The sequence below is a fragment of the Flavobacterium sp. LB2P53 genome (genome assembly GCF_003970305.1).
Classification (GTDB): domain Bacteria; phylum Bacteroidota; class Bacteroidia; order Flavobacteriales; family Flavobacteriaceae; genus Flavobacterium.
The window spans coordinates 193,718-219,433 of sequence record NZ_RYDG01000005.1; the positions used below are offsets into that span (position 1 = coordinate 193,718).

The window sequence follows — 25,716 nt, forward strand, 5'->3', positions numbered from 1 at the left end:
TGAAGTAAAATTTTAGTGTAGGATTATAATAAAAAAGCGTGTACGGCCGTGCGAGATTTTCCGGCTTCGTACCCTTTTCAATGTGCCGTTAAACTTTAGTGCCTAGTCACTAATGTGAACTATAAAGTTTTTGTAACGCAGTTATATAATCTATTCTGTAAAAAATCTTAAAGAAATTTTTAACGATCCGCATTATAAATATTATAATTTGTGTCTTAATTTAAGTATGTACTCGTTGCAAACGAGCACCAAAGAACATGGATAAACGAGCGCCAGTGAGGAAAAGCGTTCACTAGATCATTAGTATTTACAGAGAATCGTTGGCGCAGTTTTGAAAACCGTATCAATTCCAATTAGCCACTAAAATAAATCTAATAAAACCAATTCTAATTCATTTTCTAATCCGGTCTTCGGTTTTTAGGGCTTTATTCTTAGCAGACATTTTTTGTTTTAAAAACAGCAAAAAGCCCTGAATTGCTCATAATTTTTTGCATTGTTTGCTCTCTGTTGTGGGCACAGTTTGTAAAACTGCGCTAACGATTGTGGTATATTAGCGCGGTCAGGTACATTTTAATTTATAAAATTAACAAAAAATTGGAACGTATACTTTTTTTGAAAAAAAAAATTCTAAATTATTTTAAAACTTCTTTTAAGAAAGAATTCATGCGCTCCCAAGAACGTATAGCAGCTTTTTCGTTATACGCTGCTCCTTTTGAATTATCATTACCAGCTTCAATTTCAGTAAAGGCATGTACGGAATTTGCATAATAAATCATTTCCCATTCTGCTTTTGTATCTCTCATTTCTTGTTGAAAGGACGATACTTCCGTTGCTGGCACATAGGTGTCGTCAGCACCATGTAAAACCAGGATTTCAGCCGTGATTGGATTATTTACCCTTGCGGCATCATGTCCTAAACCTCCGTGAAAAGAAACTGCACCTTGAATTTTCATTCCCGCTCTTGCGGCTTCCAGTGCTCCTGTTCCGCCAAAACAATAGCCTATTACTACGATATTGGCAGGATTTGCGCCTGCTTTTACTAATTGGTCTAAAGCAAGTTGAATGCGTCTTTGATAATCAGCTACATTTTTTTTGTAAAAACCAGCTTGCTTTCCGGCTTCTTGTGTGGTTACGGGATAATTCCCTTGGCCATAAATATCTGCTACAAATGCATAATAGCCCATGCTTGAAAGTCTCTCAGCAGATTGTTTTGAATGTGTATCGATTCCTTTCCAAGCGGGAAGGATTAGAATTCCGGGTTTTGTTTTGCTTCCTTTTTTAGGTGCAATAGACAAGCCATTTAATTGTTGGTTTCCATCCGTGTATTTGACGGATTTTAATTGTGCAAATGTGTCATTGGAAAACAAAAAGAATCCTAAAAAGGCAAAGAAAATATTTTTCATATTAGATGTTTTTATTTTTACAAATGTCTCAATCAATTTATCCTAAAACTAAGACTTTGATTTTTTAATTGATGATGTAATTTTTAATTCTTATGGCGTACAGACAAGCGATTACTCGCCGGGATGATATGTTTTTTCGGCATTTTTCTGGACATCCTCTTTATAAAATAATACGTCTTTGAATTGTCCTTTTCGGTACATTTCAGCTTGATCGTAAAAATGTTTCGATTTTGAATCACCGCTATTTCCTCCCGCAAGTAACGATTTGGCTTTTATTTTTGGTCCAAATTCCACCGCACACACAAAACTATTTCCGTTAAATCCGTAGCGTTTTTTGGTATCTTTTTGATAATTGCTTTTAAAAGCAGGTAAACTTCCCCAAAGCGCTGGTCCATAACTAATAGGTAAACTTTCCAAAGCATCACTATAAACCAGATTTATGTCGCCTGATGTTCTCTGGAAACGATTGATTTCGCCCCAAGGAATTTGCCAAGTACCAAATTTTATTTTCAATTCGTTTATCACCATTTGCAATTGTGGAATCAGTTGATCTGGAAACGCATTTTTAGCAAAATCACGGGTATTTTCTACTTGGTCCTTTTGGCCCTGATCAATATATACTTTTTGAATAATGGGGTTTAATTTATAAGCCCATTCCACAGCTAAGGTGGTAGCCACAGAATTTTCCCGGGCGTAATAATCCCAGTTTTTCAATAAGGTTATCGGTTCTGACAGTTCTGTATAAAGCGGATCTTCGGGACTGATGTTTTTCTCAAAACTGGAAATTAAGGACGGAATTAACACTTCGAGGGCCGTTAGTTTCGTGTCGTAACCGTCAGCAATCACTTTGTCTAGTGTATATTTATTGCCTTTGTTCAATAATCGTACAGCATTTAATCCTCTGAAACTTTCTCCGTCTGGAGCCATATAAGGCAAGTAATTTTCTTCTTTTGGACTATAATCTCCTGCCACGGTATATGGTGTAGAATTACAGTTTTGTAACCAGCCGTTTATAGGATTATAAGAATGTACTGTTTCTGAAACTTCATGTAATCCTTTCCATTGTGTAGCCGGTGTCGTACCGTCCATTACTTTTGACCAATTTAGGTTTTTGTCCCGAATGGGAACAAAGTTCCCATGCCAGTAGGCAATGTTTCCTTCTTTATCGGCATAAACAGTATTGTTTGAGGTATTGGCTTTCAAATCCATTGCAGTTTTGTAGTCCTCAAAATTTTTTGATTTTGTTCGTATCCAACTTTGTTCCAGACTTTTCATCGAACGGTTATTGGATTTTAAGCTAATCCATTTCCCGTCTCTTTTGGCCATGATTGGACCGTGATTGGTATAATAAGTATTGAATGTTTTAGGAATCAATTTTCCATTTTCCAGATACTTGATGGTTATTTTTTTCTCGACAACTGGAACTAATTTGGTATCGTATTCGTAAAATAGTTTGTTGTTTTTGGTCACGATTTTCTCGGCATACATATCCGCAACATCAACACTTGAGGAGGTATGCATCCAGCCACAGTTTTCGTTAAATCCTTGGTAAATAAAAAATTGTCCCCAAGTAACGGCTCCATACGCATTCAGCCCTTCTTGACTGCTCATCTGTATTTCTGGCCTGAAATAAAAAGTGGTATGCGGATTAATGTATAAAATGGCATTCCCAGACGCTGTTTTTGAAGGTGCAATTGCAAATCCGTTAGAACCCGTTTGTACGTCTTTTTCTCGTTCTATATAGGCTACTTTATCGGTGTTTCCCGAATAAAAAGCTTTCAATTCTCCAGTAGAAAGATCAGCTGTGCTTATGGCTCCAATACTTCCGTCAGTCCAAAGCAATGGAAACCAAGGCTCAAAATGAGTTAATAAAGCGGGTTTTACTTCGGGGTGATTGTATAGATAAAAGTTGATCCCGTCCGCATAACTGTTTAATAATTTTTTCAACCAAGGCGCTGCTTTTTTATAATCGTTTTTAGCATCTTCGGTATCGATTAAAAGTTTAATTTCTAAATCATTGTACAAAACGGACTGTCCTTTGATTTCGGAAAGACGGCCCAGTTTTTCAATGTAATTCATTTCTACCCGTTTGAAATCGTCTTCACATTGTGCGTACAGCATTCCAAAAACGGCATCTGCATCCGTTTTGCCATACACATGCGCAATTCCCCAATTGTCTCTGATAATAGTGACTTGTTGCGACATTTTTTTTAGTCTTTCTAGTTCTTGGTTTGATATCTTTTGTGAAAACAGGGAGCAACTAAAACAAAAAATTAAAACTGCAAGGGGTAAATGGTTCTTGAAATACGTCATTATTATTGAATTTTAAATTAGAGACTTACGTTTCGTTTAAATGCACACCCCAGTTCGATTATGGAATCTGTTTTGGCAATACCCGGAATAGTGTCTATTTTTTCATACAGAACTTTACGCATGTGCTCATGATTTTTGGCAATTATTTTTATATAAAGGGTAAAAGATCCGGTGATATAATAGCATTCCGTTATTTCTGGAATGTTTTTCAGTTCCTCAATAATCCGGTCAGAATCTTGGTCTTTATTCAAGGTAATTCCTGTGAATGATCCCCAATCATATCCAATTTTCTTTTCATTGATGACCGGTTTTATTCCGATAAGTATTCCTTGTTCTGTTAATCTGTTCATGCGCTGATGCACCATTGTATTTGATATTTTTAGATTGGCTGCAATAGCAGAATACGCCATTCTTCCGTCTTTCTCTAATTCTTTGATAATGTTGATATCAAACTCGTCTAGTATATCCATGTTGGTTTACTTATAAATGATGCTTTTGTGTTTGTATAAAAGTACTTATTTTTATTTATATTGGAATAGTTCTATTATTTGAATTTTATATTTAAAAAATGACTTTTTTTCATGTAAATTAAGTAATTTATTTAAAATAATACTTTTAAAAAAGTCAAAATATTTATTTTTATTGTCAATTTAAAAAAAATCTGTAGTTTTGTACTTTGTAATATCAAAATAGGAATATCATGACACACACAGAACAAAACCTTTCTTCAAAATCGGAAGCGTTAATAGCTAAAGAAAATCAATACGGAGCACACAATTACCATCCTTTACCTGTGGTTTTAGAAAGAGGCGAAGGGGTTTATGTCTGGGATGTAGACGGAAAAAAATATTATGATTTTTTATCGGCCTATTCTGCCGTAAACCAAGGGCATTGTCATCCAAAAATTGTGGATGCAATGATAAAACAAGCACAAACATTGACCTTAACTTCACGTGCTTTTCATAATGATCAACTAGGACCTTTTGAGGAATATGTGACTAAGTATTTTGGTTTTGATAAAGTGTTGCCCATGAATACAGGTGCTGAAGCAGTGGAAACTGCTTTGAAATTGTGTAGAAAATGGGCCTATGAGGTAAAAGGAATTCCTGAAAATCAAGCACAAATCATTGTTTGTGAAAACAATTTTCACGGAAGAACAACAACAATCATTTCATTTTCGAATGATGAGAGTGCCCGTAAAAACTTTGGACCATTCACTGCTGGATTTATTAAAATTCCGTACGATGATGTTGACGCCCTAGAAAACGTATTAAAATCAACCCCAAATATTGCTGGATTTTTAGTGGAACCAATTCAAGGAGAAGCGGGAGTGTATGTTCCTGCCGAAGGATATTTAGCAAAAACAAAAGCGCTTTGTGAAGCACATAACGTTCTATTTATCGCGGATGAAGTGCAAACAGGAATTGCACGCACGGGAAGATTATTAGCAACTTGCGGAAATTGTGACTGTAAAAAAGGATGTGAAGGCAGACCGGAAGTAAAACCAGATATCCTTATTCTAGGAAAAGCTATTTCGGGCGGTGTGTACCCAGTTTCGGCAGTTTTAGCGAATGATCCCATTATGAATGTGATTAAACCAGGACAACACGGTTCCACTTTTGGAGGAAATCCTGTTGCAGCGGCTGTGGCTATTGCTGCACTGGAAGTAGTGAAAGAGGAAAATTTAGCACAAAATGCGGCGTACTTAGGCGAAGTTTTAAGAACAGGACTTAACGAAATTGCTTCCAGAAACCCATTAATTACGTTGGTCAGAGGAAAAGGATTACTGAACGCCATAGTTATCAACAGTGGTGAAGAATCTGATTTAGCCTGGAATATTTGTATGAAATTTAGAGATTATGGATTATTGGCAAAACCAACACACGGAAACAAAATTCGATTTGCACCACCATTAGTAATTTCAGAACCTCAAATACAGGAATGTTTGGGTATAATTGAGCGAGCTCTAAACGATTTCAAATAATTTTAAGTACAATGGGAAAATCTATAAAATTAATAAAGAACAGATCCGATATAGGTGCTGGTACACGAGGATCCGACTTAGGGATTGATGCTATCGAAATTGCGGCAATCAATCAAAACAGTGATTATTTTAATCAGTTTGAGTTTGAAGATGTCAAAACGCACAACGAATCCATATATGATAAAAACCGAAGTTCTTCGGCTAAACGAATTGAGCATGTAGTGGAGCAATGCACCAGAGTTTGTAATGCAGTACAGAAAAATTTAGCAGGAAATTATTTTCCAATTGTTTTATCAGGTGATCATTCTTCGGCATTAGGAACATTAAGTGGTATAAAAGCAGCTTTTCCGGAACAAAATATCGGGGTGTTTTGGATTGATGCCCATGCGGATTTGCATTCACCTTACACTTCGCCATCCGGTAATATTCATGGAATGCCACTATCTGCGGCTCTTGCGGATGATAATTTGAGTTGCCAGAATAACGAAGTGCCTCCGGAAACCCAACAGCACTGGGAAGACATGAAAAATATAGGTTGTAAGGGACCGAAAGTTTTGGCAGAAAACCTGGTATATTTTGGCGTTCGGGATACCGAAGAAGAGGAGGATAAGCAAATTGAAAAATTGCAAATCAAAAATTATAAAGTTGATGAAGTGCGGTATCGCGGTTTACGAAAGTGTGTCGCGGAAGCATTAACTAAACTATCGCATTGTGAAGTGCTATATGTTTCTTTTGATGTGGATTCTATGGATTGTGATATGATTTCTTACGGGACTGGAACACCGGTTTCCAAAGGTTTTGATCAGTATGAAGTAATAGCGATCATCAAACAAATTGTTCAAACCAAAAAAGTAGTTTGTATCGAATTTGTCGAGATTAACCCATTATTAGACACCAAAGGAAATAAAATGGCAGAAACTGCTTTTGAAGTTTTAGAAGCCATTACCTCAGAACTAGTTATTTCTGCAGAATAATTTTTTTTAGCGTGTATAAAAAAGCCCGAAATCAGTTTTAGATTTTTGGCATTAGCCAGCCGGGCAATGAATTGTGTTCGGCAGGAGAAAAAAGCGTTAGGCTATCCCCAACATGTTGCCAGGTACCACCGCATTTTTCTTCTTTATCCAGGAGAAAAACGTTTAATTTATTGCGTTTTAAATAATATCCGCAAGCCAATCCGCTTTGTCCACCACCAATGATAATGACCTCTTTAATTTCATTCATTCTGTTTTGAATCTGGATTAAATTCTATTTTAGTTTTTTAGATCTCCACAGATTTACTGTTTTAAAACAAGTTTAAAACAAAAGAGAGTCTGTAATAAAATAGTTGAGTTCTCTAGTAGCGGAACATTTAAGAGGTTCCAGTTTTTGGGTCTAATTCGGGTTTTGTATAATATTTTTTTCTAAACCAAAAAGCGACGTTTACCAATGCAATTAGCGCCGGAACTTCGACCAGTGGGCCAATAACGCCGGCAAATGCTTGTCCGCTGTTGATTCCAAAAACGCCAATTGCAACTGCAATAGCCAATTCAAAATTGTTTCCGGTTGCCGTAAAAGCGATTGCGGTAGATTTAGAATAATCAGCACCAAAATACTTTCCGAGAAAAAAACTGATCACAAACATTAAGGTGAAATAAATAACTAAAGGAATAGCTATCCGAACTACATCCAGGGGGATTTGCACAATTAATGCGCCCTTCAGACTAAACATTAATATGATGGTAAATAATAAGGCCACTAAAGTAATAGGAGAAATAAAAGGTATATACTTGTTTTGAAACCAAGTTTCGCCTTTGAGTTTTATAAGACCATACCGGCTGATTATTCCCAAAGCAAATGGAATTCCTAAATAAATACCTACGCTTTCTGCAATTTGACCAATACCTATCGTCACATCAAAACCGGTATAGCCAAAATACGGTGGCAAAATGGTTATGAAAACATACGCATATACGCTGTAAAGCAATACCTGAAAAATACTATTCAAAGCGATTAATCCAGCGGCATATTCTCTATTACCGTCGGCCAGATCATTCCAAACCACTACCATCGCAATGCATCGGGCTAATCCGATCAAGATGACTCCAATCATGTATTCCGGATATCCATTTAGGAAAAGTAAGGCTAATGAAAACATGAGGATTGGGCCTACCACCCAATTCAGGAACAGGGAAGCACCCAATACTTTGGTGTTTTGGAATACGTCCCCCATTTTACTATAATTCACTTTGGCTAATGGCGGATACATCATTAAGATTAAACCAATGGCGAGTGGGATATTAGTTGTTCCGCTGGAAAAAGAGTTGATAAAATTTCCACTGGAAGGGATGAAATTCCCTACAGCAACACCAAGTGCCATTGCAAGGAAGATCCAAAGGGTTAAAAATCGATCTAGGAAACCTAGTTTTTTTCTTTCTGCTGCGGGAAAACAAGTAGATGCTGACATATTTATAATTTTATTTGGGAGAAGACATAAAACATTTCGGTGGCAATCTGTAAACTTCGCTCCTGATATTTTTCGGCTTGTTGCGGAGTGTTGTCAAATGCTTTTGGATCTTCAAAAGTAATTGGGATACGTTTTTCAGCACCAGCGATAAAAGGACAGCCTCCATCTGCTTGAGAGCAAGTCATAATCGCTGCAAATTCATTTTTCGGATTAAAATCATCATCGTAGGTCTTGGAAAAACCAATAATAGGAGGCTCATTTTCTCCATATTTTATGCTGTAAATGGGATTATTTCCTGCTGTGATTGCTTTGATTTTGAATCCTGATTGTACTAAAGTTTGGGCAACCATAGGAAATAAAGCAGTTGCTTCGGTCCCACCAGAATAGCAAAATACATTTTTTACATTGAAATGTGCTGCGGCTGTTTGTGCCCAAACTTGTGCCAGATGACTTCTTCTGGAATTGTGTGTGCAAATCAAATTCAATCTGATCTCTTGTTGATGGGCTACTTTTGTCTGAATAAAGTCAATTAGCGGTTGCAAAATAATTTTGCGTTCAACTGAAATATCTTCAAAACCAAAGGCAGTTATTTGTGTTTCTATTTCTGGAAACAAGTTTGTTTTGATTAATGTCATATCTTAGTTTTAAAATTAACAACAGCCACCACCAGGGGTGCAAGTATTGGTTTGACTTGGAATTTCGGATAATTTTACTTTTTGTTTTTCGGGAAGAATTCCGCATTGATCCTCTGCCAAACAAGCCGTTTGCTTGTTGATTAAGGTAAATGCTGTTCCGTTGAAACTAATGTCGTATTTCCCAATAGTTTCTGATTGGAATTCGACTTCTACTTCATAATCTTCAATGCCCAGTATTTTTTCTGAAAGCGCAATAATTTCTAAAAGTTTTTTTGGTTTTAGGCGGTGTTCAAAGTCATTGGCATCCCATAATTGAAAATTTACCACAGTTTCTTTTCTAACTTTTCCACCGCAGTCAATAAAATTTTTAGTGATCAAACCCACTTCAGTTACATGGAAATGTTCAGGAACAAAGGTTCCGTTTGGTAATACAAAAGCAACATTGTCTAATGTGATCAACTCTTTTTTAATTTCGGATAGTTTCATTATTTTTGTAATTTAAAAATTAACAGCATTGATTTTTCTTGTTTTCTAAATAAGTATTGATGTGCTGAAAAAAGCCTTTTATTTTATTAAAGCCTTCTTCGTTTAGGCAATAACAAATTGCATTTCCTTCAAAATTGCCTTTTATGAGTCCGGCATTTTTAAGTTCCTTCAGGTGCTGCGAAACCGTAGGCTGGGCTAGAGGCAGTTCGTTTACAATATCACCGCACACACAACTATCCACCTTGATGAGGTGTTGAATAATAGCAATACGTGCAGGATGGCCTATGGCTTTGGCTAAAGTTGCCAATTCGTTTTGCTCGTCTGTGAAATGGTCTGATTTAGTAATTCCCATCGTTATATATTTATATTGCAATATTACGATATATATTTGAAATAAACAAATGATATTGATTTTTTTAAAGATAGTGTTGGTTTTTAAAAGTTACCTTTAAAAATTAAAGTTCAAATACTTCTTTTGGGATGGCGTGAAACCCCACTGATCGTACTTGATCTTGAATAACACTTACAGGAATCATCTTGGAGGTGTGTATTGTAAATTCTCTAGGGAAAAGATCAGTATTCAAAAGGACGTCTATTATTCCGTCTAACTTCAGCAGACTTGCTTTAATTTCTAATAAATCTAAATCTTTGATCGCATTGGTACCAAAAATTTTACCATGATTTCCTGGAATTACATTGTCAGTGAGTATGCTCATGATTTTGTGTTTTAAATTAGTTGTTTTTAGGTGTCTAAGTATTTTAAGATTAGTTGTTTATACTTTTTAAAACGAATAAACAATCATTTTTAAGTTTTAAAATGCAATAGGTTTACTAAGAAAAAATACGAATGCACCGGAACGGTTTGAAAAAGGATATCGCTACTCTAGTGTTAAATAAATTTGCGTAAGATTACGCTTTATTCACCTGTCCGATTGTTATTTTATACTGAAATAAGCAGCATGAAAGATATATTGTCGCAATTATTAAAAAGAGTTTTGTCATAGATTTGAAGGTTTAAAACGATTTTTAAAGCTAAATGACGAATTAATTTGTGTTAATCTGTGAAATCGGTAGTAAAGAAATTTAGAGTTTTAATAAAATACGATATTAAATTGTAGCTAATATTTTTTAGTACATGACAAAAATATATTTTAATAAAAATCGATACAATAAATAATAATTAATCAGTAAAAACACTGAAATTTAGTATATTAAAGAATTATTACCAGATAATATTTCTAATGAGAAACATCAGTCTTGAGAGTAAAGATACAGCGTTAATTTCAGTTTTGCAAATTCATTTTAAAGTCAAACTCGATCTAGTTAGGGTCAGGGTCAAGCTTATTTGTTTATTTATAACCGCTTTTTGTCATGTAAGTAAGTCGAAAGTTTAAAAGTCGTAAAGTCAAAAGAATTAACTTTAAGTAAAACAGCTTTAAAACAGCTTTAAATCAGATTTTTACATGATTTTATCCTGATTTTAAAATACGACATTATACCATGGTTATTACTTATTTAAAATTGATTCAGTAGAATATTTTGATTCCGTGTCTTGTCCATTAGCTCCTGAAGGTCGAGGAAGTTACCTCGAATTAATAAGTACCACTCTGGATAATAATTTAGCTTCAAGTTGGGTAGCTGCCACCGCTGACGGGCTCTTAACTCAATCCTATCACTACTATTTTGAAGATTCAGAGTATTACTCCCATCAGAGGCATTAAAGTATTAATATGTTAGGCGCTTTAGTTCAAGAGATCAAAGTAACTTTGGAAGCGGCAAGTATGGTTTTAAGTTCTTATTCTAGTGAGATGTATTTTATTACGGTCTATAATCAGGACGACATCACCCGAACAATCATAAAAAAATAAATTTAATAAATAATAGGAATCATTATTAAGAAAAGTTGCGAAAAAGGTCAGATTTTCACACGGCTTTTCTTATGTTTAAGAGAATAAAATGGAGCAGTAGTTTTTCTAAAGCTTTTTTTAGTGCTGTTTTTCTTTTGAAAATAGTTGAAAATCAGAAAGTAATTTTAAGTGCAGCCATTTAATAAGAAGGAAACTGCGGCTTATTATTATTATTAAAAGGGATTGATTATTTGCTATTCAATGTTTAATCCCAAAAAAAGTGTGTATTAGTTTTATAATCAGCTAGTAGCATTCGAGAAATAATCAGTTTCAGCAGTGTACCGTTTTATAGAATCTTGGGGTGTTTTGAGTTTAAAAAAAGTTTCGGTGTGATCATAAGAGTTTATAATTAAATTTATTTTACATTTGTTCATTAAATTTCGATAAATGATAAACAATGTAAAAAATGTGTTCAGTATAAAAGATCTTGAAAATCTTTCAGGTATAAAAGCGCACACCATACGAATCTGGGAAAAAAGATACAATATTTTGCAACCCATGCGTACCGACACTAATATTAGATTGTATGATTTAGTGAGTTTGCAAAAACTGTTAAATATTACATTGTTACACGATTATGGCTATAAAATCTCAAAAATAGCAACCTATCCTCAAGAAAAAATACCCTCTTTAGTACGTGAAATAATTTCGAGCAAAACAGCAAAAAGTCATGCCATAAGTGAATTTAAAATGGCCATGATGAATTTTGATCAGGAGCTGTTTTTTAATACTTATAATTGGTTAATTGCAGAAAAATCATTTAAGGAAGTATTTCATCAAGTCTTTATACCATTAATGAATGAACTGGGATTATTATGGCAATCGGACACGATAACTCCAGCCCACGAGCATTTTATCAGCTACTTAATTAAACAAAAATTATTAGTTAACACCGAAAAACTTCAAGTTTTAAAGCAAACAAAAGTAGATAAAGTTTTTGTCCTGTCACTTCCTATGAATGAAATTCATGAATTAGGTCTGATGTACCTGAATTATGAGATTTTATTGCATGGCTACAAAACTATTTATTTAGGAGAAAGTATGCCTATTGAAAATCTGAAAGACTTGAAAAAACATTTTGATTCCATTATTTTTGTTTCCTACCTTACAGTACAACCAGAAAGATGTCAACTCGATGGATACATTCAAAAAATGTCCAATGAGTTGGTGGATGATACGACTGAATTATGGTATATTGGTCGTATGATTGAGTTTATAAAAAGAGAGGAACTTTCAGATCGAATTACTCTTTTTAGTTCAATTACTGAATTGGTAGATTGGATCTAGTTGTTTTTGTTTAAACATTTCGTATATTTGCTAAACAAATGAAGGATATGAAAAAAATTACAATTATAGGTTCTGGATTCTCGGCTTTAGCCGCTTCCTGCTATTTAGCAAAAAGTGGTCACGATGTGACGGTGTATGAGAAAAATGAAACAATTGGAGGGAGAGCACGACAATTAAAAAAAGAAGGTTTCACCTTTGATATGGGCCCAAGTTGGTATTGGATGCCAGACGTATTCGATCGCTTCTTTGCTGATTTTGGAAAGAAAACCACTGATTATTACGAATTAATAAAATTAGCACCAGCCTATCGCGTGTACTATGGAGTTGATGATTTTATTACCATAGCAGATAATTTAAAGGATATTACAATCGCTTTTGAAGCCATCGAAAAAGGAAGCGGCAGCCTGTTAAACGAATTTATGGCTGAGGCCAAAAGTAATTATGACATCGCCATCAAAGATTTAGTGTATCGCCCCGGGATTTCTCCACTGGAATTAATAACAGCAGAAACAGCCATGAAAGTGGGTCAGTTTTTTAGTACTATCAGTAAAGATGTTCGCAAGAAATTCAAAAACGAAAGATTGATTCAAATTCTGGAATTTCCGGTTTTATTTCTTGGAGCTAAGCCATCTGATACTCCGTCATTTTACAGTTTCATGAATTATGCTGATTTTGGTCTGGGAACTTGGCATCCTAAAACAGGAATGTTTGATGTAGTTCGGGGTATAGAAAGTTTAGCAAGAGAGTTGGGAGTGAAATTTCAAATGAATTCCAACATCGAAAAAATCATCGTAGTGCATAAAACAGCCAAATCAATTCAGGTAAATGGAGAAATCATTACCTCTGATGTAATTCTAAGCGGAGCCGATTACCATCACACGGAAACATTATTGGATATGGAGCACCGTACTTATTCTGAAAAATATTGGGACAGTCGCGTTTTTGCACCATCATCATTATTGTTTTATGTTGGTTTCAATAAAAAAATAAAAAACATTTCACATCATGCCTTATTCTTTGATGTTGATTTTTATCAGCATGCCAAAGACATTTATGATGAACCACAGTGGCCAAAAGAACCCTTATTTTATGCTAATTTTCCATCAGTGACAGATGAAACTGCAGCTCCGGAAGGAATGGAATCAGGGTTTTTTCTAATACCTTTAGCTCCCGGAATCAACGATACTGAAGCACTCCGAGAAGAATACTTTGAAAAAATAATGGATCGTTTCGAAACTTTAACACAACAAAAAGTACGCAATACTATACTATTTAAACAATCCTTTTGTAAAAATGATTTTGTATCAGAATACAATTCATACAAAGGAAATGCCTATGGAATGGCAAATACATTATTGCAAACTGCCTTTTTGAGACCTAAGTTAAAGAGCAAGAAAGTGAAAAATTTATATTTTACCGGTCAATTGACCGTGCCCGGACCAGGTGTTCCACCAGCATTGATTTCCGGAAAATTAGTGTCGGAGTTAATTAATAAACAATTTTTAGCACAACAATTATGAAACAATTATTTGATGATGTATCTTTTAAATGTAGCAAATTAGTCACTAAAAACTACAGTACCTCTTTCTCTATGGCGGTTTATATGCTCTCGCCCAGTATTAGGGATGCCATTTATAGTATTTATGGTTTTGTCCGTTTTGCGGATGAAATTGTCGACACTTTTCATGGTTTTGACAAAGAAATTTTAATCACTGAGTTTGAGGATGAATACTACAAAGCGATTGACAGAGGGATTAGTTTAAATCCCATCTTAAATTCTTTTCAGCAAACGGTGAAGAAATACAACATCTCTGATGATCTCATTCAGGCGTTTTTAAAAAGCATGAAATTAGATTTAATCAAATCGGATTATCACAGTAAAGCAGAGTATGATGATTACATTTATGGATCGGCTGATGTGGTGGGTCTTATGTGTCTCAAGGTTTTTGTTGCCGGAGATCACAAACGATATGAGCAACTGAAAAACGAAGCCATGCGACTGGGATCTGCTTTCCAGAAAGTGAATTTTCTTCGGGATTTAAAAGACGATAATCTTGTCCTGAACCGGAATTATTTCCCAGGAGTCGATTTAAATTCCTTCGATGAAAATGCTAAAGCGGCTATCATTAATGAAATTGAAGCAGATTTTAAAGTAGCCTATGAAGGAATTGTAAAACTTCCTATTGAAGCTAAGTTTGGCGTATACACCGCTTTTGTGTACTACAAAAAACTATTAAAAAAGCTAGAAAACACTCCGTGTCATGAAATTGGAAGTGCAAGAATCCGAGTTTCTAACTACACCAAAGCCGGATTACTGGCAAAATCTTTTGTCTCTTATAAATTGAAGTTAGTTTAAGTTACAGCTTGTTTTTAAATATTTTTTAATTAAACATAGAATAAAATGATATTTTTTTTGATATTTATAGGTACTTTTTTAATAATGGAATGTGTCACCTGGTGTACCCACAAATTCGTTATGCACGGCTCAATGTGGTACTTTCATGCCGATCATCACCAACCAAAATACACTAATGTTTTTGAACGAAACGACATTTTTTTCGTCATTTTTGCCATCCCAAGCATCCTGCTTTTCTATTATGGTGTAGAAGGAGGACTGAATTATAAATTCTTTCTCGGACTGGGAATTATGTTTTACGGCCTTTGCTATTTCATGATCCATGACGTCCTAATTCACCAACGTTTCAAGTGGTTCAAAAACACGAACAACAAGTATTTAATAGGATTGCGAAAAGCCCATAAAGTACATCACAAACACTTAGGCAAAGAGCATGGAGAATGTTTTGGCATGCTGTTCGTTCCTTTAAAATACTACAAAATATAAATTTAATTTGGGCGTGACCCCGCTTTCACTAGTGTTACAGCGGGGTCAGGCTATCCGTTCCCGCTTTTTTATACCAGGCAAAAAAGCCAGGTATAAAAAGAGCTCCACTACTATCCCTCACGCAAACCCAGTGTTCCATAACGGTATTTATCTTTAAAACACAACTATGAAAATATACAAACAAGAAACCGTTCAGCACGTGAATGCAACTGTCCAAGAATGTTGGACTTTTTTTTCCAATCCAAAAAATCTTCAAAAAATCACACCGGAAGGAATGGGTTTTCAAATCACAGATTTCGATAATAAATCTATGTATCCCGGGCAAATCATTCAATATAAAGTAACGCCACTTTTTGGGATTACCTTGTCGTGGATGACGGTAATTACACAAGTAAAGGAAAATGATTATTTTATTGATGAGCAGCGTTTTGGTCCCTATAGTTTCTGGCACCACAAACATTTCTTTGAGACCACACCAAATGGAACAAAAATGACCGATGTGGTCCATTACGGTTTACCACTTGGTATATTGGGACGAATCATGAACACCTTAATCGTGAAAAATAAATTGAAATCCATTTTTGCGTATCGTGTTGCAAAAGTGGACCAAATGTTTAATTCAAAGTAATGAGCAAGCAAGAAATTTCTGTTTTTTGGTTTAGACGCGATTTGCGTCTGGAAGATAACGTTGGATTGTTTCATGCTTTAAAGTCTGAATATCCGGTTATTCCGTTGTTTATTTTTGATGATTCCATCTTAGATACTTTGCCTAAAAACGACGCTCGAGTCGGTTTTATTCACGAATCACTTTCTAGAATAAATAGACAATTACAGGAAATTGAAAGTTCACTTTTGGTTAAAAAAGGAAAAACTACCGCTGTTTGGCAATTTTTATTAAAAGAATTTGATGTTAAAGAAGTCTTTTTCAACAAAGATTACGAACCGTACGCGATACAACGTGACTCTGCAATTTGTGAATTTTTAGAAACTAATAAAACCATTTCTTATTCTTTTAAAGACCAAGTCATTTTTGAAGAAAAAGAAGTTACTAAAGCAGATGGATTGCCCTACACGGTGTATACACCGTTTAAAAATAAATGGTTGGAGAAATACAAGTCAATGACTCCAGTTCAAGAATATGATACTGCTGTTTATTTTGCTAATTTCTATAAAAACAGTTTTGCTTTTCCCACTTTGGAACAAATAGGTTTCGTAGAAAGTCTTATCAAAGTAAAACCACATAACCTTAAATTCATTGCAAATTACCAAGATATAAGAGATTTCCCAGCCTTAGATAAAACCTCTTATCTTTCGCCACATCTGCGCTTTGGAACGGTAAGTATCCGGAAATTAGTCAATTGGGCATTTAATAAAAATGATGTGTTTTTGAGTGAACTAATTTGGAGAGAATTTTTCATGCAAATCTTATTTAGTTTTCCAAAAGTCGGTACGCAAAACTTCAAATCAGCCTATAATGGGATTCAGTGGCGCAATAATGAAGAAGATTTCAAGAGCTGGTGTACCGGAACAACTGGCTATCCTATGGTTGATGCCGGAATGAGGCAACTCAATGAAACCGGGTATATGCACAACAGAGTTCGCATGGTTGTCGCGAGTTTTCTATGCAAGCATTTATTGATTCAATGGCAATGGGGTGAAGCCTATTTTGCCGAAAAATTATTGGATTATGAGATGTCTGCCAATGTTGGCAATTGGCAATGGGCTGCAGGAACTGGCTGTGACGCTGCACCATATTTCCGAGTTTTCAATCCGGAGATCCAGCTAAAAAAATTCGATGAAAAAGGAATCTATATCCGCAAATGGATTAAAGAATTCGATTTAGGATACAAACAACCAATGGTAGAACATGCAATGGCTAGAGACAGAGCTATTGCGACGTACAAAGCCGGAATTCTGAAGTGATTTATTTTATTAATTTGTTCAGCATGCCATTAAATATAAACCCGTGAAACGGCAAAACAGAATACCAATATAAATTTCCCCAAATCCCTTTTGGGAGGAAAGTAGCCGATTGGTACAGCGTATTTCCTATTATTTTGAATTCCAGCCACGCTTCACCAGGTAGCTTCATTTCGGCAAATAAGATTAATTTTCCTTCTTGTTTATTGGCATATAGTACGCGCCAAAAATCCAAAGCATCACCAGAATGAATCTCGTGTCTGTTGGTTCTTCCTCTTCTACTACCTACACCTCCGTATAATTTATCAATAAAACCTCGTAAACTCCAAAGCCAATCGCCATAATACCAACCGGAATCTCCACCAATGGACCAGATTTTATTTATAGTGTATTCTCGGTCTATGATTTCCATTTTGCGTCGGTCTATAAAGCAATCTTTTTTTGGAACCTTCAAATATTCTGACATGTTACTGTTGAAACGGCCGCTAATGAGGGAATCTTTCCAGCTCGAAGCTACTTTGTCTTCATCTACTTTTATCAAAGCACGGGAAAGTGCCTTTTTGTAGGTCATTGGCGTAACATGCAATAACTCATTGATTTTATTATCACTGCAAACAACTTCTACTTTCATGCTGCTGACCAGTGCTGAAGCCAGTCGATAAGATGTTGAGGTTACAAAATACAACCAATAGGAAGATAATTTTGGCGTCATTATAGGAACAGTAAAGATCCATCGTTTTAGCTTTTTGGCTTCTGCAAAACCCAAAAGCATCTCTTTATACGTTAAAATATCAGGTCCGCCAATATCAAAACTTTGATTATAAGTAACGGGGTTTAATAATGATTTGGATAAAAATTCAAGAACATCCGGAATTGCAATGGGCTGGCATTTAGTATTCAGCCATTTTGGGGTAATCATTACAGGCAGTTTATTGATTAAATCCCGAATTATTTCGAACGAAGCACTTCCAGAACCTACAATAATTCCTGCTCTTAGAGTAGTAGTGGGAAAAGTACCGGTATTCAAAATTTCTTCTACTTTTTTTCGCGACGATAAATGTTTGGATAATGATTTATCGTTGATAATTCCACTCAAATAAATTACTTGTTTGGCTTTGGTTTTATTCAAGCGATGCACAAAATTTAGAGCCGATTCACTTTCCAATTCATCAAAATTAGCAGCTGAACCTGACATGGAATGAATCAGATAATACGCCGCATCAATAGTTTCTGGAATAGCTGTCAATGTTTCTTGATTTAGGAAATCTACCTCAATTATGGTAACATTTTTTTGATATTCGACCGGGCAATTAAATCTGTTTTTATCTCTTACACAACAGATTATATCGTGCCCTTGTCCTGATAATAGGGGTAAGAGTCGTTTCCCGATGTAACCTGTTGCGCCTGTTAAGAGAATTTTCATAAGTTTTTATATTTTGCCATAATATCGTAAAGATACTACCTTACCGCTTTAATTGATCCCATTTTAATCTTTTCAGGTTTAATTCCTCGAAGCTCTACTTCTATTTTTTTTGCCACAGATTCACAGATTAAAAAGATTTTTTAAAATCTGTGACAGTTATTTAGTTAATACCTCTGGGGCTATGCACCGAGGTAGTTTATTTTGGGTTTTTGCACTTTTTTAGCCACTTTTAATATGTTTAATTAGTTGTAAAAATTAAATTTAACTCAGTTTAGTAGAAATCAAACTAATAAATTCTCTTCTGGTTTTATTTTTTTCGAACGCACCTGTAAAAGAGGAAGTGGTGGTAACTGAGTTTTGTTTTTGAATCCCTCTCATCTGCATACACATGTGTTGCGCTTCAATTACTACCGCTACTCCAAGCGGATTCAGAGCTTCCTGAATGCAATTTTTTATCTGATCTGTCAATCGTTCCTGCACTTGCATCCTTCTGGCGAAAGCATCCACCACTCTTGGTATTTTACTCAAACCAACAATTTTACCATTAGGGATATAAGCAACATGCGCTTTTCCAAAAAACGGCAACATGTGGTGTTCACACATCGAATATACTTCAATATCTTTTACCACAATCATTTGATGGTGGTCTTCACTAAATAATGCCGATTTTAATATTTCTAATGGATCTAAGCCGTAACCGTGCGTCAAATATTGCATGGCTTTGGCTACACGTTCTGGAGTTTTTTCAAGTCCTTCTCTGGTCACATCCTCTCCTAAATTACTAATAATAGTTTTATAATTTTCAGCTAACGCCTCGGTAGTTTCCGGATCATATTGCTCAACTTTCTCGTAACTTCTCATTTCTTTTATCATGGTATGCTGATTTTCAATTTTGATTTTGGCTAATTATTTTTTTTGGATTCTTGTTTAAACAAACCATTTATAGATTTAAAAAAAACAATCATTCTTTATATATAAGCTTAATTTCTTAATGGTTAATTTTTCTTTTTTGTGTGGTTAACAATAACTTGTTTAGATTTTAAAAGTCACTATTCCGTAATCCATTTCGAATACCTGACCTGAAATTGATTTTGCATTTTCAGATATCAGGAAGTCTGCCATGTGTGCTACTTCTTGAGGTTTCAAATAGCCTTTCATCGGGTGGCGTTCTATCATATTCTCTTTCATACGGTCATTTCTCAAAATTCCTGCGGCTAGTGTCGTTTCCGTAATTGTGGGAGCAATGGCATTGATGCGCACTACTGAAGCTAGTTCTGCTCCTAATGATTTCACTAATCCTTCCACACCCGCTTTTGCAGTAGCAATACTCGCATGAAACGGCATTCCTAATTTTGCAGCAACCGTACTGAACAAAATAATGGATGGATTGGTTCCTTTTTTCAAAACAGGCAAATATTTTTGGATCGCTTTTACGGCACCAATAACATTAATTTCAAAATCTGTTCTGAAATCGTCAATACTAAGACTTCCTATGGGTTTCAAGTTGATAGAACCCGGACAATAAATTAATGTATCTATCGCTTCAATTTCCGGAAGTGTATCTTGTAACACATTTACTGAAAAATGTTTCAGATTGGGATGTGTGATCTCTGGTGCATTTCGGCTGATGTTATACACCATGTTTGTCTCTAATTGCTGCAACAAAATGGCATTTCCAATTCCTTTGCTTCCGCCAATGATTACGATATTTTTCATGTTATTTGGTCAGTTATTTAAATTCTATTTTGATTTTGTCGTTTATTGGATCCAATTTATCGTTTGGAAATCTTATTGTTATTAATCTGTCTTTGCATCGTACATTTAAAGCGGCCTTCGCGAAAATCTCTTAATTTTTCATGTTTTGTTTTACGACCTTGCACTCTTTCGCGCCACATTCTAAAACTGGATGGTTTCATCTCGGTGCGCATCAGGTCAATTACTTCTTGTTCTTTTAATCTAAATTGCAATAAAATTGCATCAAAAGTCGTGCGGTCTTCCCAAGCCATTTCTATGATTCGGTCTTTGTCTAAATCGGTAAGTTCTTTTTTTATATTCACAATATGTTATTTAAAAGTGGTATTGATTTCTTTGTGCTTATCGCTGAAAAATTATTCGATATCGCCAATATCAGCCATGGTATGCAGTTTTAATATCCGGGAAATTTCCTCTTTTACTAATGGATTTTTCTTCATTTTCCATAATAAATCGCTAGCATATTTTCTTGTTCGTTCCATGTTTACAATTTGTTTTGGATAGTGAATGCCCACTTCAAACTCATTAAATTTTTGATCTAAATAGGTCATTTTATTTGGTTCGTGCACAAATGCCCTAGGTAAGTTTCGCAATTCTGGAACCCATTTTTTTATAAACTCACCATCAGGATCGTGCTCATAGCTATTTTTTATGGGATTATAAATACGCAACATATTGATTCCGGTCTCGCCAGCCTGCATTTGCAATTGAGGAAAATGAATTCCGGGTTCAAAATCAAGGAACATTTGCGATAAATGTTGTGTAGCGTTCTGCCAAGGTTGCCATAAATTATGAGTAAAAAAGGAAACTAACATCGCACGCATTCTAAAGTTCAAATACCCTGTTTCGTTCAAACAACGCATGGAAGCATCGACTAATGGAAATCCGGTGTATCCCGTTTTCCAAGCTTTAATATAATTTTCATTCACTTTCTTTTGCAACGAATGGAATCCTTTATTCTCACTTTCAAACTCCATGACTTCTTCCATTTCAAATTTTTGAATGAAATGTGCCTGCCAAGTCAGTCTGGATACAAACGAATCAATTTGTTTTTTGTCGCTGCAGTTGAGTCTGAATGTCGCTGCTTTTTGTAAAACCTGTCTGGAAGATAGATTTCCCCAAGCAATGTAAGGGGATAATCTGCTGCAACTTTTTCGAGCTAGTAATGGTTTTGAAATATGAGAACTGTAATTGTGATACCGTTCCTCAAAAAATGTTTGTAAATACTTTCCAGCCATACTGCTACCTCCTTTTTGGAAAATAGTATCGGGAATGGTTTCCAGATTGGTTTTTTCTAGTGCTTTTTCAAGCTCATTAATTGCTGCCATATTAAGGAAATTCTCTGCTTTCGAATCGAAAATAAATAATGATTCATTCATATATTCTTCCCATTTAGAAACCCAGTTTGCTCTGTTTCTCAATGCCCTGAAAATGCCATTATTAATATTTTCTACCCAATTGATCTGATTATTTTTACAAAATCGTTTGAAGGTTTTATCTCTTTCGTAAGTAATTTTTAACCCTGTTTCCTGATGCGAAAAAACAGTATCAATTTTGTATGTTTCCTCAAGGATATTAAATACCTGAAGCACTTCTGAGGAGACTGCTAAAACCTGCGTGTTCGATTGCTCCAGCTGCTTATTGATATCAACAAGGGACTGCTTGATGAAATTCCAGTGTCTAGAACTGTAATGCGAATCATTTTCTAAAGATTTCTCGAACACATAAAGCAACAAAGTAGGCGTATCTGTTTTTGTGGCATTAAAAATTGCTTCGTTATCCTGCAAACGAAGATCTCTTTTGAACCAAACTACATTGATATTTTTTTTATTTGTATTCATTTATTTTTTATAATAATAATTGTTGTTGTAGCCATAATTTTTGAAATTTTGATTGTCCGTCGTAATTCGTGGCTTGTAATTTAATATTAAATTTGCGATCTCTGGGATCGTTGCCTACTCCTGAAACATACATCCAGTTTCCATAATTGCTGTGAACATCGTAATCAATAAGCATTGCTTCAAAGTATGCCGCTCCTATACGCCAGTCCAATAGCAGATCTTTTGCAAAATACGACGCTACATTTTGTCTGCCGCGATTGCTCATCCAACCTGTTTGTTGTAATTCAAGCATATTTGCATTTATAAAAGGTTCTTCAGTTGCACCATTTATCCATTTATTGACGGCATATTTGTTTCTTTTCCAATCGTATTTTTTGTTTAAAATTCCGCCAATCTTAAAAATTGAATTTCCATTTTTTAACGAAATATATTTAAAATAATCTCTCCAAATTAGTTCAAAAACCAACCAGTATGTTGAGTCATTCTTCTCGATTTGTTGTTCATATTTCAAAATTTCCCAATAAATAGTTTTTGCAGAAATTGATCCATTAGACAACCAAGGTGAAAATTTCGAACTAAAATCAGTTCCAATTAATCCGTTTCGAGTTACTTTATAAACGCTCAGTTTTTTGGTTTTCCAAAAATAATTTTGCAAACGTTTCATTGCTTCATCTTCACCACCACCAAAAGGAAATGCCGTTCTGGAATCTATTTCAAAATCAGTAAAACCTAAATTTTTTATCGTAGGAATAACAGTTTGGTCTATGGTGTAATTATCAATTGACAACGGTTGAACTGAAAACTCAGGTCTGACTTTTGTCGTTTTTTCACATTTATTTCTGAATTGTGTAAAAACATTTGGAACCGCTTCAATTGCAAACGGTATTTCTTCCGGATGAAATAAGAACTGATTATAACTACTTTTAAACGCTACTGAATTTGGAACCTGAGTTTTTATGTTATCGGAAACTATCATTTCCTCAGAAGTCCATTCTTCTTGAAAATAGATCGAACTAATTTCGTTTTGAATGACAATCGCTGGAATACAGTCTTCTGGCTTTTGGTGATAAACCAATAAAGAAACATTCAAATTTTTTAGATTCTGTTTTAAAGCCGCTACCGATTCCAATAGAAATTTAGCACGGAATTTTTCTGTTTTTTTGAAACCATATTCATTTTCTTCAAAATGTCGTGGGTCAAAGCAATAAATTGCAATTACATGGTCATTTTCTTCCACCGCAGTAGATAGAGACTCATTATCATGAACTCTAAGATCATTCCTAAACCAAATTAACCCTTTTTGTTTCTTTTGCATTTTTCACTACAATATTTAACTTCGTTCCAAACTTTTTCCCATTTTTTCCGCCAGCTGAATGGTCGGTTGCAGACCGTACACATTTTTGAAGGCAGATTTTCTTTTTTCACTACTTGTATTTTTCAAATTCATTGACAACTATTTTCGCTTTTAAATCAAACATTAAATTGTACAATCCAAAAAAAGTTCTGTTCATATATATAAAATGTTTAGATCCACGATTTCCATTCATTTTACGAATATTGGTGTCTTTTGAAAATCGTTCCCCCAATTGTGCGATACTTTCAAAAAAACTTTCATCCGAGAAATCGAATATTTTCTCTTGAAAAGGTTTGGTAAACAACGATAATAAATCATGAAACAATTCTGTGAAATAGGCTATCTCTGCATCAGAATCATCAGCACGTAAAATTTCTAATTCAAATAATTTTGAATTGAATATTTTAGTATCGTTAATTACATCTTTACTTACCAGCTCAAAATAGGGGGTGTAAAATTCTGTTGGAATTTGTTTCATACAACCAAAATCTAATGCTACTAATTGGTTTGCATCGTTGACTAAGAAATTTCCAGGATGTGGATCAGCGTGTACTTTTCTTAAAATATGAATTTGGTACATATAAAAGTTCCATAAAGCCTGACCAACTTTGTCTGCTACTTCCTGATTGGTATTTGTTTTTGTAAATTCAGAGAGATGTTTGCCATTCATCCAGTCCATTGTGATGACTTTGTCAGTTGAAAAGGCAGGGTAATATTCCGGAAAAACCAGATTTTTTATTTTTTTGCAGGCGTCAACTACTTCTTGACTTTGTTTTAATTCCAATATATAATTAGTTTCCTCAATCAATTTGTCTTCAACTTCCTTGAAATATTTATCAGAGTCTTTTCCTTGAAGGTTAAACATTCTGATGGCAATAGGTTTCACCATCGATAAGTCAGAGGAGATGCTGTTAGCCACTCCGGGATATTGAATTTTTACAGCTAGTTTTTTACCGTCTTTCATGGCAACATGCACTTGCCCAATACTTGCTGCATTTTTCGATGTAGCATTGAATTCATCAAATATTTCATAGGGTGTCTTCCCAAAATTTGTTTTGAAGGTTTTCAGTACTAACGGAGCTGAAAGTGGTGGGACAGAAAATTGGGATAGTGAAAATTTTTCTACATAAGCCTGAGGCAAAAAACTTTTATCCATACTCAACATTTGTGCTACTTTGAGCGCACTTCCTTTTAGGCTTTTTAGTCCGTCGTAAATATCCTCGGCATTGTCCTCGTTTAATTTATCACGGGTCAAATCAGAATTGACTATTTTTTCACCGTAATATTTTAGGTAATTTACGCCAACTTTAGCACCGGTTTGTACCAGCTTAGTTGCTCTTTCAATTTTTGATGTGGGAATATAATCTATAGTTTTCATTATTTGTTGTATATTTTTTCTTTGAAAATGAATTTTCCAAAGTCGATTAAGCTGTCTATCGGTGCGATATTCATTAATTCAAAAGTTACTTTAACAGATTTTTCAATGTAAATGTCTGTTTTCTCAAAAGCAGCTGAGGCATCATCCAACCAAAACTTTAGCGTTAACAAAAGTTGAATCCAGGATGCTTCCTGAAAGGATTTCTCTTGAAAGTTTTGCAGTTTTTCCTGTTGTATTCTAAATTCATCTGAGATTATTTCAGATAAATAATTTCTGAAACTGTTTCTGAGCCCAGAGAGTTGCATTAGTTTTTTCAACTGATTGTTGTGCTCCTTTAATACAAGAACAACGTAACTCCTGTTAGCAGTCAGGATCTCAAAAAATGTAAAGTAAAAACTTAACATTTTACTTTTCATGTCATACATTTCGTATTCCTTATTTTTGTTCAGTAAGTCAGTAGTTTTTTCTACAAACATTTTAAAAATTTCTTTCTCAATACTTTCAATTGTACCAAAAAAAACATAAAATTCAGTTTCTGTAAAATCATTTATTTTTGTAAAATGATATACTGATTTTGGTTTCTCGCTGTGTTCAAGAACATAATTCATGTAGAACGAAACTATTTTGTCTTTTGTTACGGTTGTTTTTTTAGTAGCCATTTTTACGGTGTTTCAAATTAGAGTATAAAGGTAATAAATGTTTAAACATATATCAATAAAGTTAAACAAAATTTAATATAATTTTAGTA

At 34.7% G+C, this 25,716-nt stretch carries 27 protein-coding genes; 9 read left to right on the plus strand and 18 right to left on the minus strand.

What is annotated here, in order from left to right:
- Positions 1-632: 632 nt before the first annotated feature.
- The 3 genes from EKL95_RS08420 to EKL95_RS08430 form a co-directional block, all read right to left on the minus strand.
- Positions 633-1,403: a dienelactone hydrolase family protein gene (locus tag EKL95_RS08420; RefSeq protein WP_126561736.1), complete on the minus strand. Its 771-nt coding sequence runs from the start codon at positions 1,401-1,403 to the stop codon at positions 633-635.
- Between the two features lie 111 nt (positions 1,404-1,514).
- Positions 1,515-3,608: a penicillin acylase family protein gene (locus tag EKL95_RS08425; RefSeq protein ID WP_233589394.1), complete on the minus strand. Its 2,094-nt coding sequence runs from the start codon at positions 3,606-3,608 to the stop codon at positions 1,515-1,517.
- A 125-nt stretch (positions 3,609-3,733) separates the two neighbouring features.
- Positions 3,734-4,186 carry an Lrp/AsnC family transcriptional regulator gene (locus EKL95_RS08430; RefSeq protein ID WP_126454003.1) on the minus strand — a complete coding sequence of 151 codons (453 nt, stop codon included), beginning with the start codon at positions 4,184-4,186 and terminating at the stop codon, positions 3,734-3,736.
- Positions 4,187-4,416: 230 nt separating this feature from the next.
- Between EKL95_RS08430 and rocD the strand changes: the two genes are divergently transcribed.
- Both rocD and EKL95_RS08440 read left to right on the plus strand, forming a co-directional pair.
- The gene (gene rocD, locus EKL95_RS08435) at positions 4,417-5,700 is read left to right on the plus strand and encodes an ornithine--oxo-acid transaminase (protein WP_126556038.1); all 1,284 of its coding nucleotides are present in this window, start codon (positions 4,417-4,419) and stop codon (positions 5,698-5,700) included.
- An 11-nt stretch (positions 5,701-5,711) separates the two neighbouring features.
- Positions 5,712-6,674: an arginase gene (locus tag EKL95_RS08440; RefSeq protein ID WP_126460693.1), complete on the plus strand. Its 963-nt coding sequence runs from the start codon at positions 5,712-5,714 to the stop codon at positions 6,672-6,674.
- A gap of 37 nt (positions 6,675-6,711) precedes the next feature.
- Here the strand turns inward: EKL95_RS08440 and EKL95_RS08445 are convergent, their stop codons facing one another.
- From EKL95_RS08445 to EKL95_RS08470, 6 genes are all read right to left on the minus strand, one after another.
- A complete protein-coding gene (locus tag EKL95_RS08445; protein ID WP_126563954.1) occupies positions 6,712-6,921 on the minus strand; it encodes an FAD-dependent oxidoreductase in 210 nt (69 codons plus the stop codon).
- A gap of 127 nt (positions 6,922-7,048) precedes the next feature.
- A complete protein-coding gene (gene arsB, locus EKL95_RS08450; RefSeq protein WP_126460699.1) occupies positions 7,049-8,143 on the minus strand; it encodes an ACR3 family arsenite efflux transporter in 1,095 nt (364 codons plus the stop codon).
- 2 nt (positions 8,144-8,145) lie between these two features.
- Positions 8,146-8,778 (minus strand): low molecular weight phosphatase family protein, encoded by a 633-nt coding sequence (locus EKL95_RS08455; RefSeq protein WP_126556044.1) that lies wholly within the window; start codon positions 8,776-8,778, stop codon positions 8,146-8,148.
- Between the two features lie 15 nt (positions 8,779-8,793).
- Positions 8,794-9,264 (minus strand): DUF6428 family protein, encoded by a 471-nt coding sequence (locus EKL95_RS08460; protein ID WP_126563955.1) that lies wholly within the window; start codon positions 9,262-9,264, stop codon positions 8,794-8,796.
- Between the two features lie 19 nt (positions 9,265-9,283).
- On the minus strand, positions 9,284-9,616 hold the full coding sequence (locus tag EKL95_RS08465) for an ArsR/SmtB family transcription factor (RefSeq protein WP_126460708.1): 333 nt from the start codon (positions 9,614-9,616) through the stop codon (positions 9,284-9,286).
- 103 nt (positions 9,617-9,719) lie between these two features.
- The gene (locus tag EKL95_RS08470; RefSeq protein WP_126460711.1) at positions 9,720-9,980 is read right to left on the minus strand and encodes a heavy-metal-associated domain-containing protein; all 261 of its coding nucleotides are present in this window, start codon (positions 9,978-9,980) and stop codon (positions 9,720-9,722) included.
- A gap of 1,014 nt (positions 9,981-10,994) precedes the next feature.
- Here EKL95_RS08470 and EKL95_RS14925 point away from each other — a divergent pair.
- The 7 genes from EKL95_RS14925 to EKL95_RS08500 all read left to right on the plus strand — a co-directional run bounded on the left by EKL95_RS14925 (position 10,995) and on the right by EKL95_RS08500 (position 17,223).
- On the plus strand, positions 10,995-11,132 hold the full coding sequence (locus EKL95_RS14925) for a hypothetical protein (protein WP_158614851.1): 138 nt from the start codon (positions 10,995-10,997) through the stop codon (positions 11,130-11,132).
- A gap of 426 nt (positions 11,133-11,558) precedes the next feature.
- Complete coding sequence (locus tag EKL95_RS08475) at positions 11,559-12,458, plus strand: MerR family transcriptional regulator (protein WP_199736794.1); 900 nt, start codon at positions 11,559-11,561, stop codon at positions 12,456-12,458.
- A gap of 38 nt (positions 12,459-12,496) precedes the next feature.
- Positions 12,497-13,978 carry a phytoene desaturase family protein gene (locus EKL95_RS08480; RefSeq protein ID WP_410503651.1) on the plus strand — a complete coding sequence of 494 codons (1,482 nt, stop codon included), beginning with the start codon at positions 12,497-12,499 and terminating at the stop codon, positions 13,976-13,978.
- Positions 13,975-14,814 (plus strand): phytoene/squalene synthase family protein, encoded by an 840-nt coding sequence (locus EKL95_RS08485; RefSeq protein ID WP_126561741.1) that lies wholly within the window; start codon positions 13,975-13,977, stop codon positions 14,812-14,814. Before EKL95_RS08480 ends, EKL95_RS08485 begins: the two co-directional genes overlap by 4 nt.
- Positions 14,815-14,859: 45 nt before the next feature.
- Complete coding sequence (locus tag EKL95_RS08490) at positions 14,860-15,300, plus strand: sterol desaturase family protein (RefSeq protein WP_126561742.1); 441 nt, start codon at positions 14,860-14,862, stop codon at positions 15,298-15,300.
- A gap of 166 nt (positions 15,301-15,466) precedes the next feature.
- Positions 15,467-15,928, plus strand: a complete 462-nt coding sequence (locus tag EKL95_RS08495) for an SRPBCC family protein (protein ID WP_126561743.1) — start codon at positions 15,467-15,469, stop codon at positions 15,926-15,928.
- On the plus strand, positions 15,928-17,223 hold the full coding sequence (locus EKL95_RS08500; RefSeq protein ID WP_126563957.1) for a cryptochrome/photolyase family protein: 1,296 nt from the start codon (positions 15,928-15,930) through the stop codon (positions 17,221-17,223). Before EKL95_RS08495 ends, EKL95_RS08500 begins: the two co-directional genes overlap by 1 nt.
- A gap of 1 nt (position 17,224) precedes the next feature.
- Here the strand turns inward: EKL95_RS08500 and EKL95_RS08505 are convergent, their stop codons facing one another.
- The 9 genes from EKL95_RS08505 to EKL95_RS08545 all read right to left on the minus strand — a co-directional run bounded on the left by EKL95_RS08505 (position 17,225) and on the right by EKL95_RS08545 (position 25,627).
- Positions 17,225-18,643 (minus strand): SDR family oxidoreductase, encoded by a 1,419-nt coding sequence (locus EKL95_RS08505; RefSeq protein WP_126563958.1) that lies wholly within the window; start codon positions 18,641-18,643, stop codon positions 17,225-17,227.
- Positions 18,644-18,904: 261 nt separating this feature from the next.
- A complete protein-coding gene (folE, locus tag EKL95_RS08510; protein WP_233579281.1) occupies positions 18,905-19,516 on the minus strand; it encodes a GTP cyclohydrolase I FolE in 612 nt (203 codons plus the stop codon).
- Positions 19,517-19,675: 159 nt separating this feature from the next.
- Positions 19,676-20,359, minus strand: a complete 684-nt coding sequence (locus EKL95_RS08515) for an SDR family NAD(P)-dependent oxidoreductase (protein WP_126563960.1) — start codon at positions 20,357-20,359, stop codon at positions 19,676-19,678.
- A gap of 56 nt (positions 20,360-20,415) precedes the next feature.
- A complete protein-coding gene (locus tag EKL95_RS08520) occupies positions 20,416-20,700 on the minus strand; it encodes a TIGR03643 family protein (protein WP_255416236.1) in 285 nt (94 codons plus the stop codon).
- Positions 20,701-20,751: 51 nt separating this feature from the next.
- Positions 20,752-22,236, minus strand: coding sequence for a cryptochrome/deoxyribodipyrimidine photo-lyase family protein (locus tag EKL95_RS08525; RefSeq protein ID WP_126556068.1), 1,485 nt, complete (start codon positions 22,234-22,236; stop codon positions 20,752-20,754).
- Between the two features lie 7 nt (positions 22,237-22,243).
- Positions 22,244-23,551, minus strand: coding sequence for a DASH family cryptochrome (locus tag EKL95_RS08530; RefSeq protein WP_126460744.1), 1,308 nt, complete (start codon positions 23,549-23,551; stop codon positions 22,244-22,246).
- Positions 23,527-23,661, minus strand: a complete 135-nt coding sequence (locus EKL95_RS08535) for a DUF2256 domain-containing protein (RefSeq protein WP_126460749.1) — start codon at positions 23,659-23,661, stop codon at positions 23,527-23,529. Before EKL95_RS08535 ends, EKL95_RS08530 begins: the two co-directional genes overlap by 25 nt.
- Positions 23,661-24,968: an ABC1 kinase family protein gene (locus EKL95_RS08540; protein WP_126563961.1), complete on the minus strand. Its 1,308-nt coding sequence runs from the start codon at positions 24,966-24,968 to the stop codon at positions 23,661-23,663. The genes EKL95_RS08535 and EKL95_RS08540 overlap by 1 nt, the downstream gene beginning before the upstream one ends.
- Entirely contained in the window at positions 24,968-25,627 is a 660-nt protein-coding gene (locus EKL95_RS08545) for a TetR family transcriptional regulator C-terminal domain-containing protein (RefSeq protein WP_126563962.1), read from the minus strand. The genes EKL95_RS08540 and EKL95_RS08545 overlap by 1 nt, the downstream gene beginning before the upstream one ends.
- Positions 25,628-25,716 lie beyond the last annotated feature (89 nt).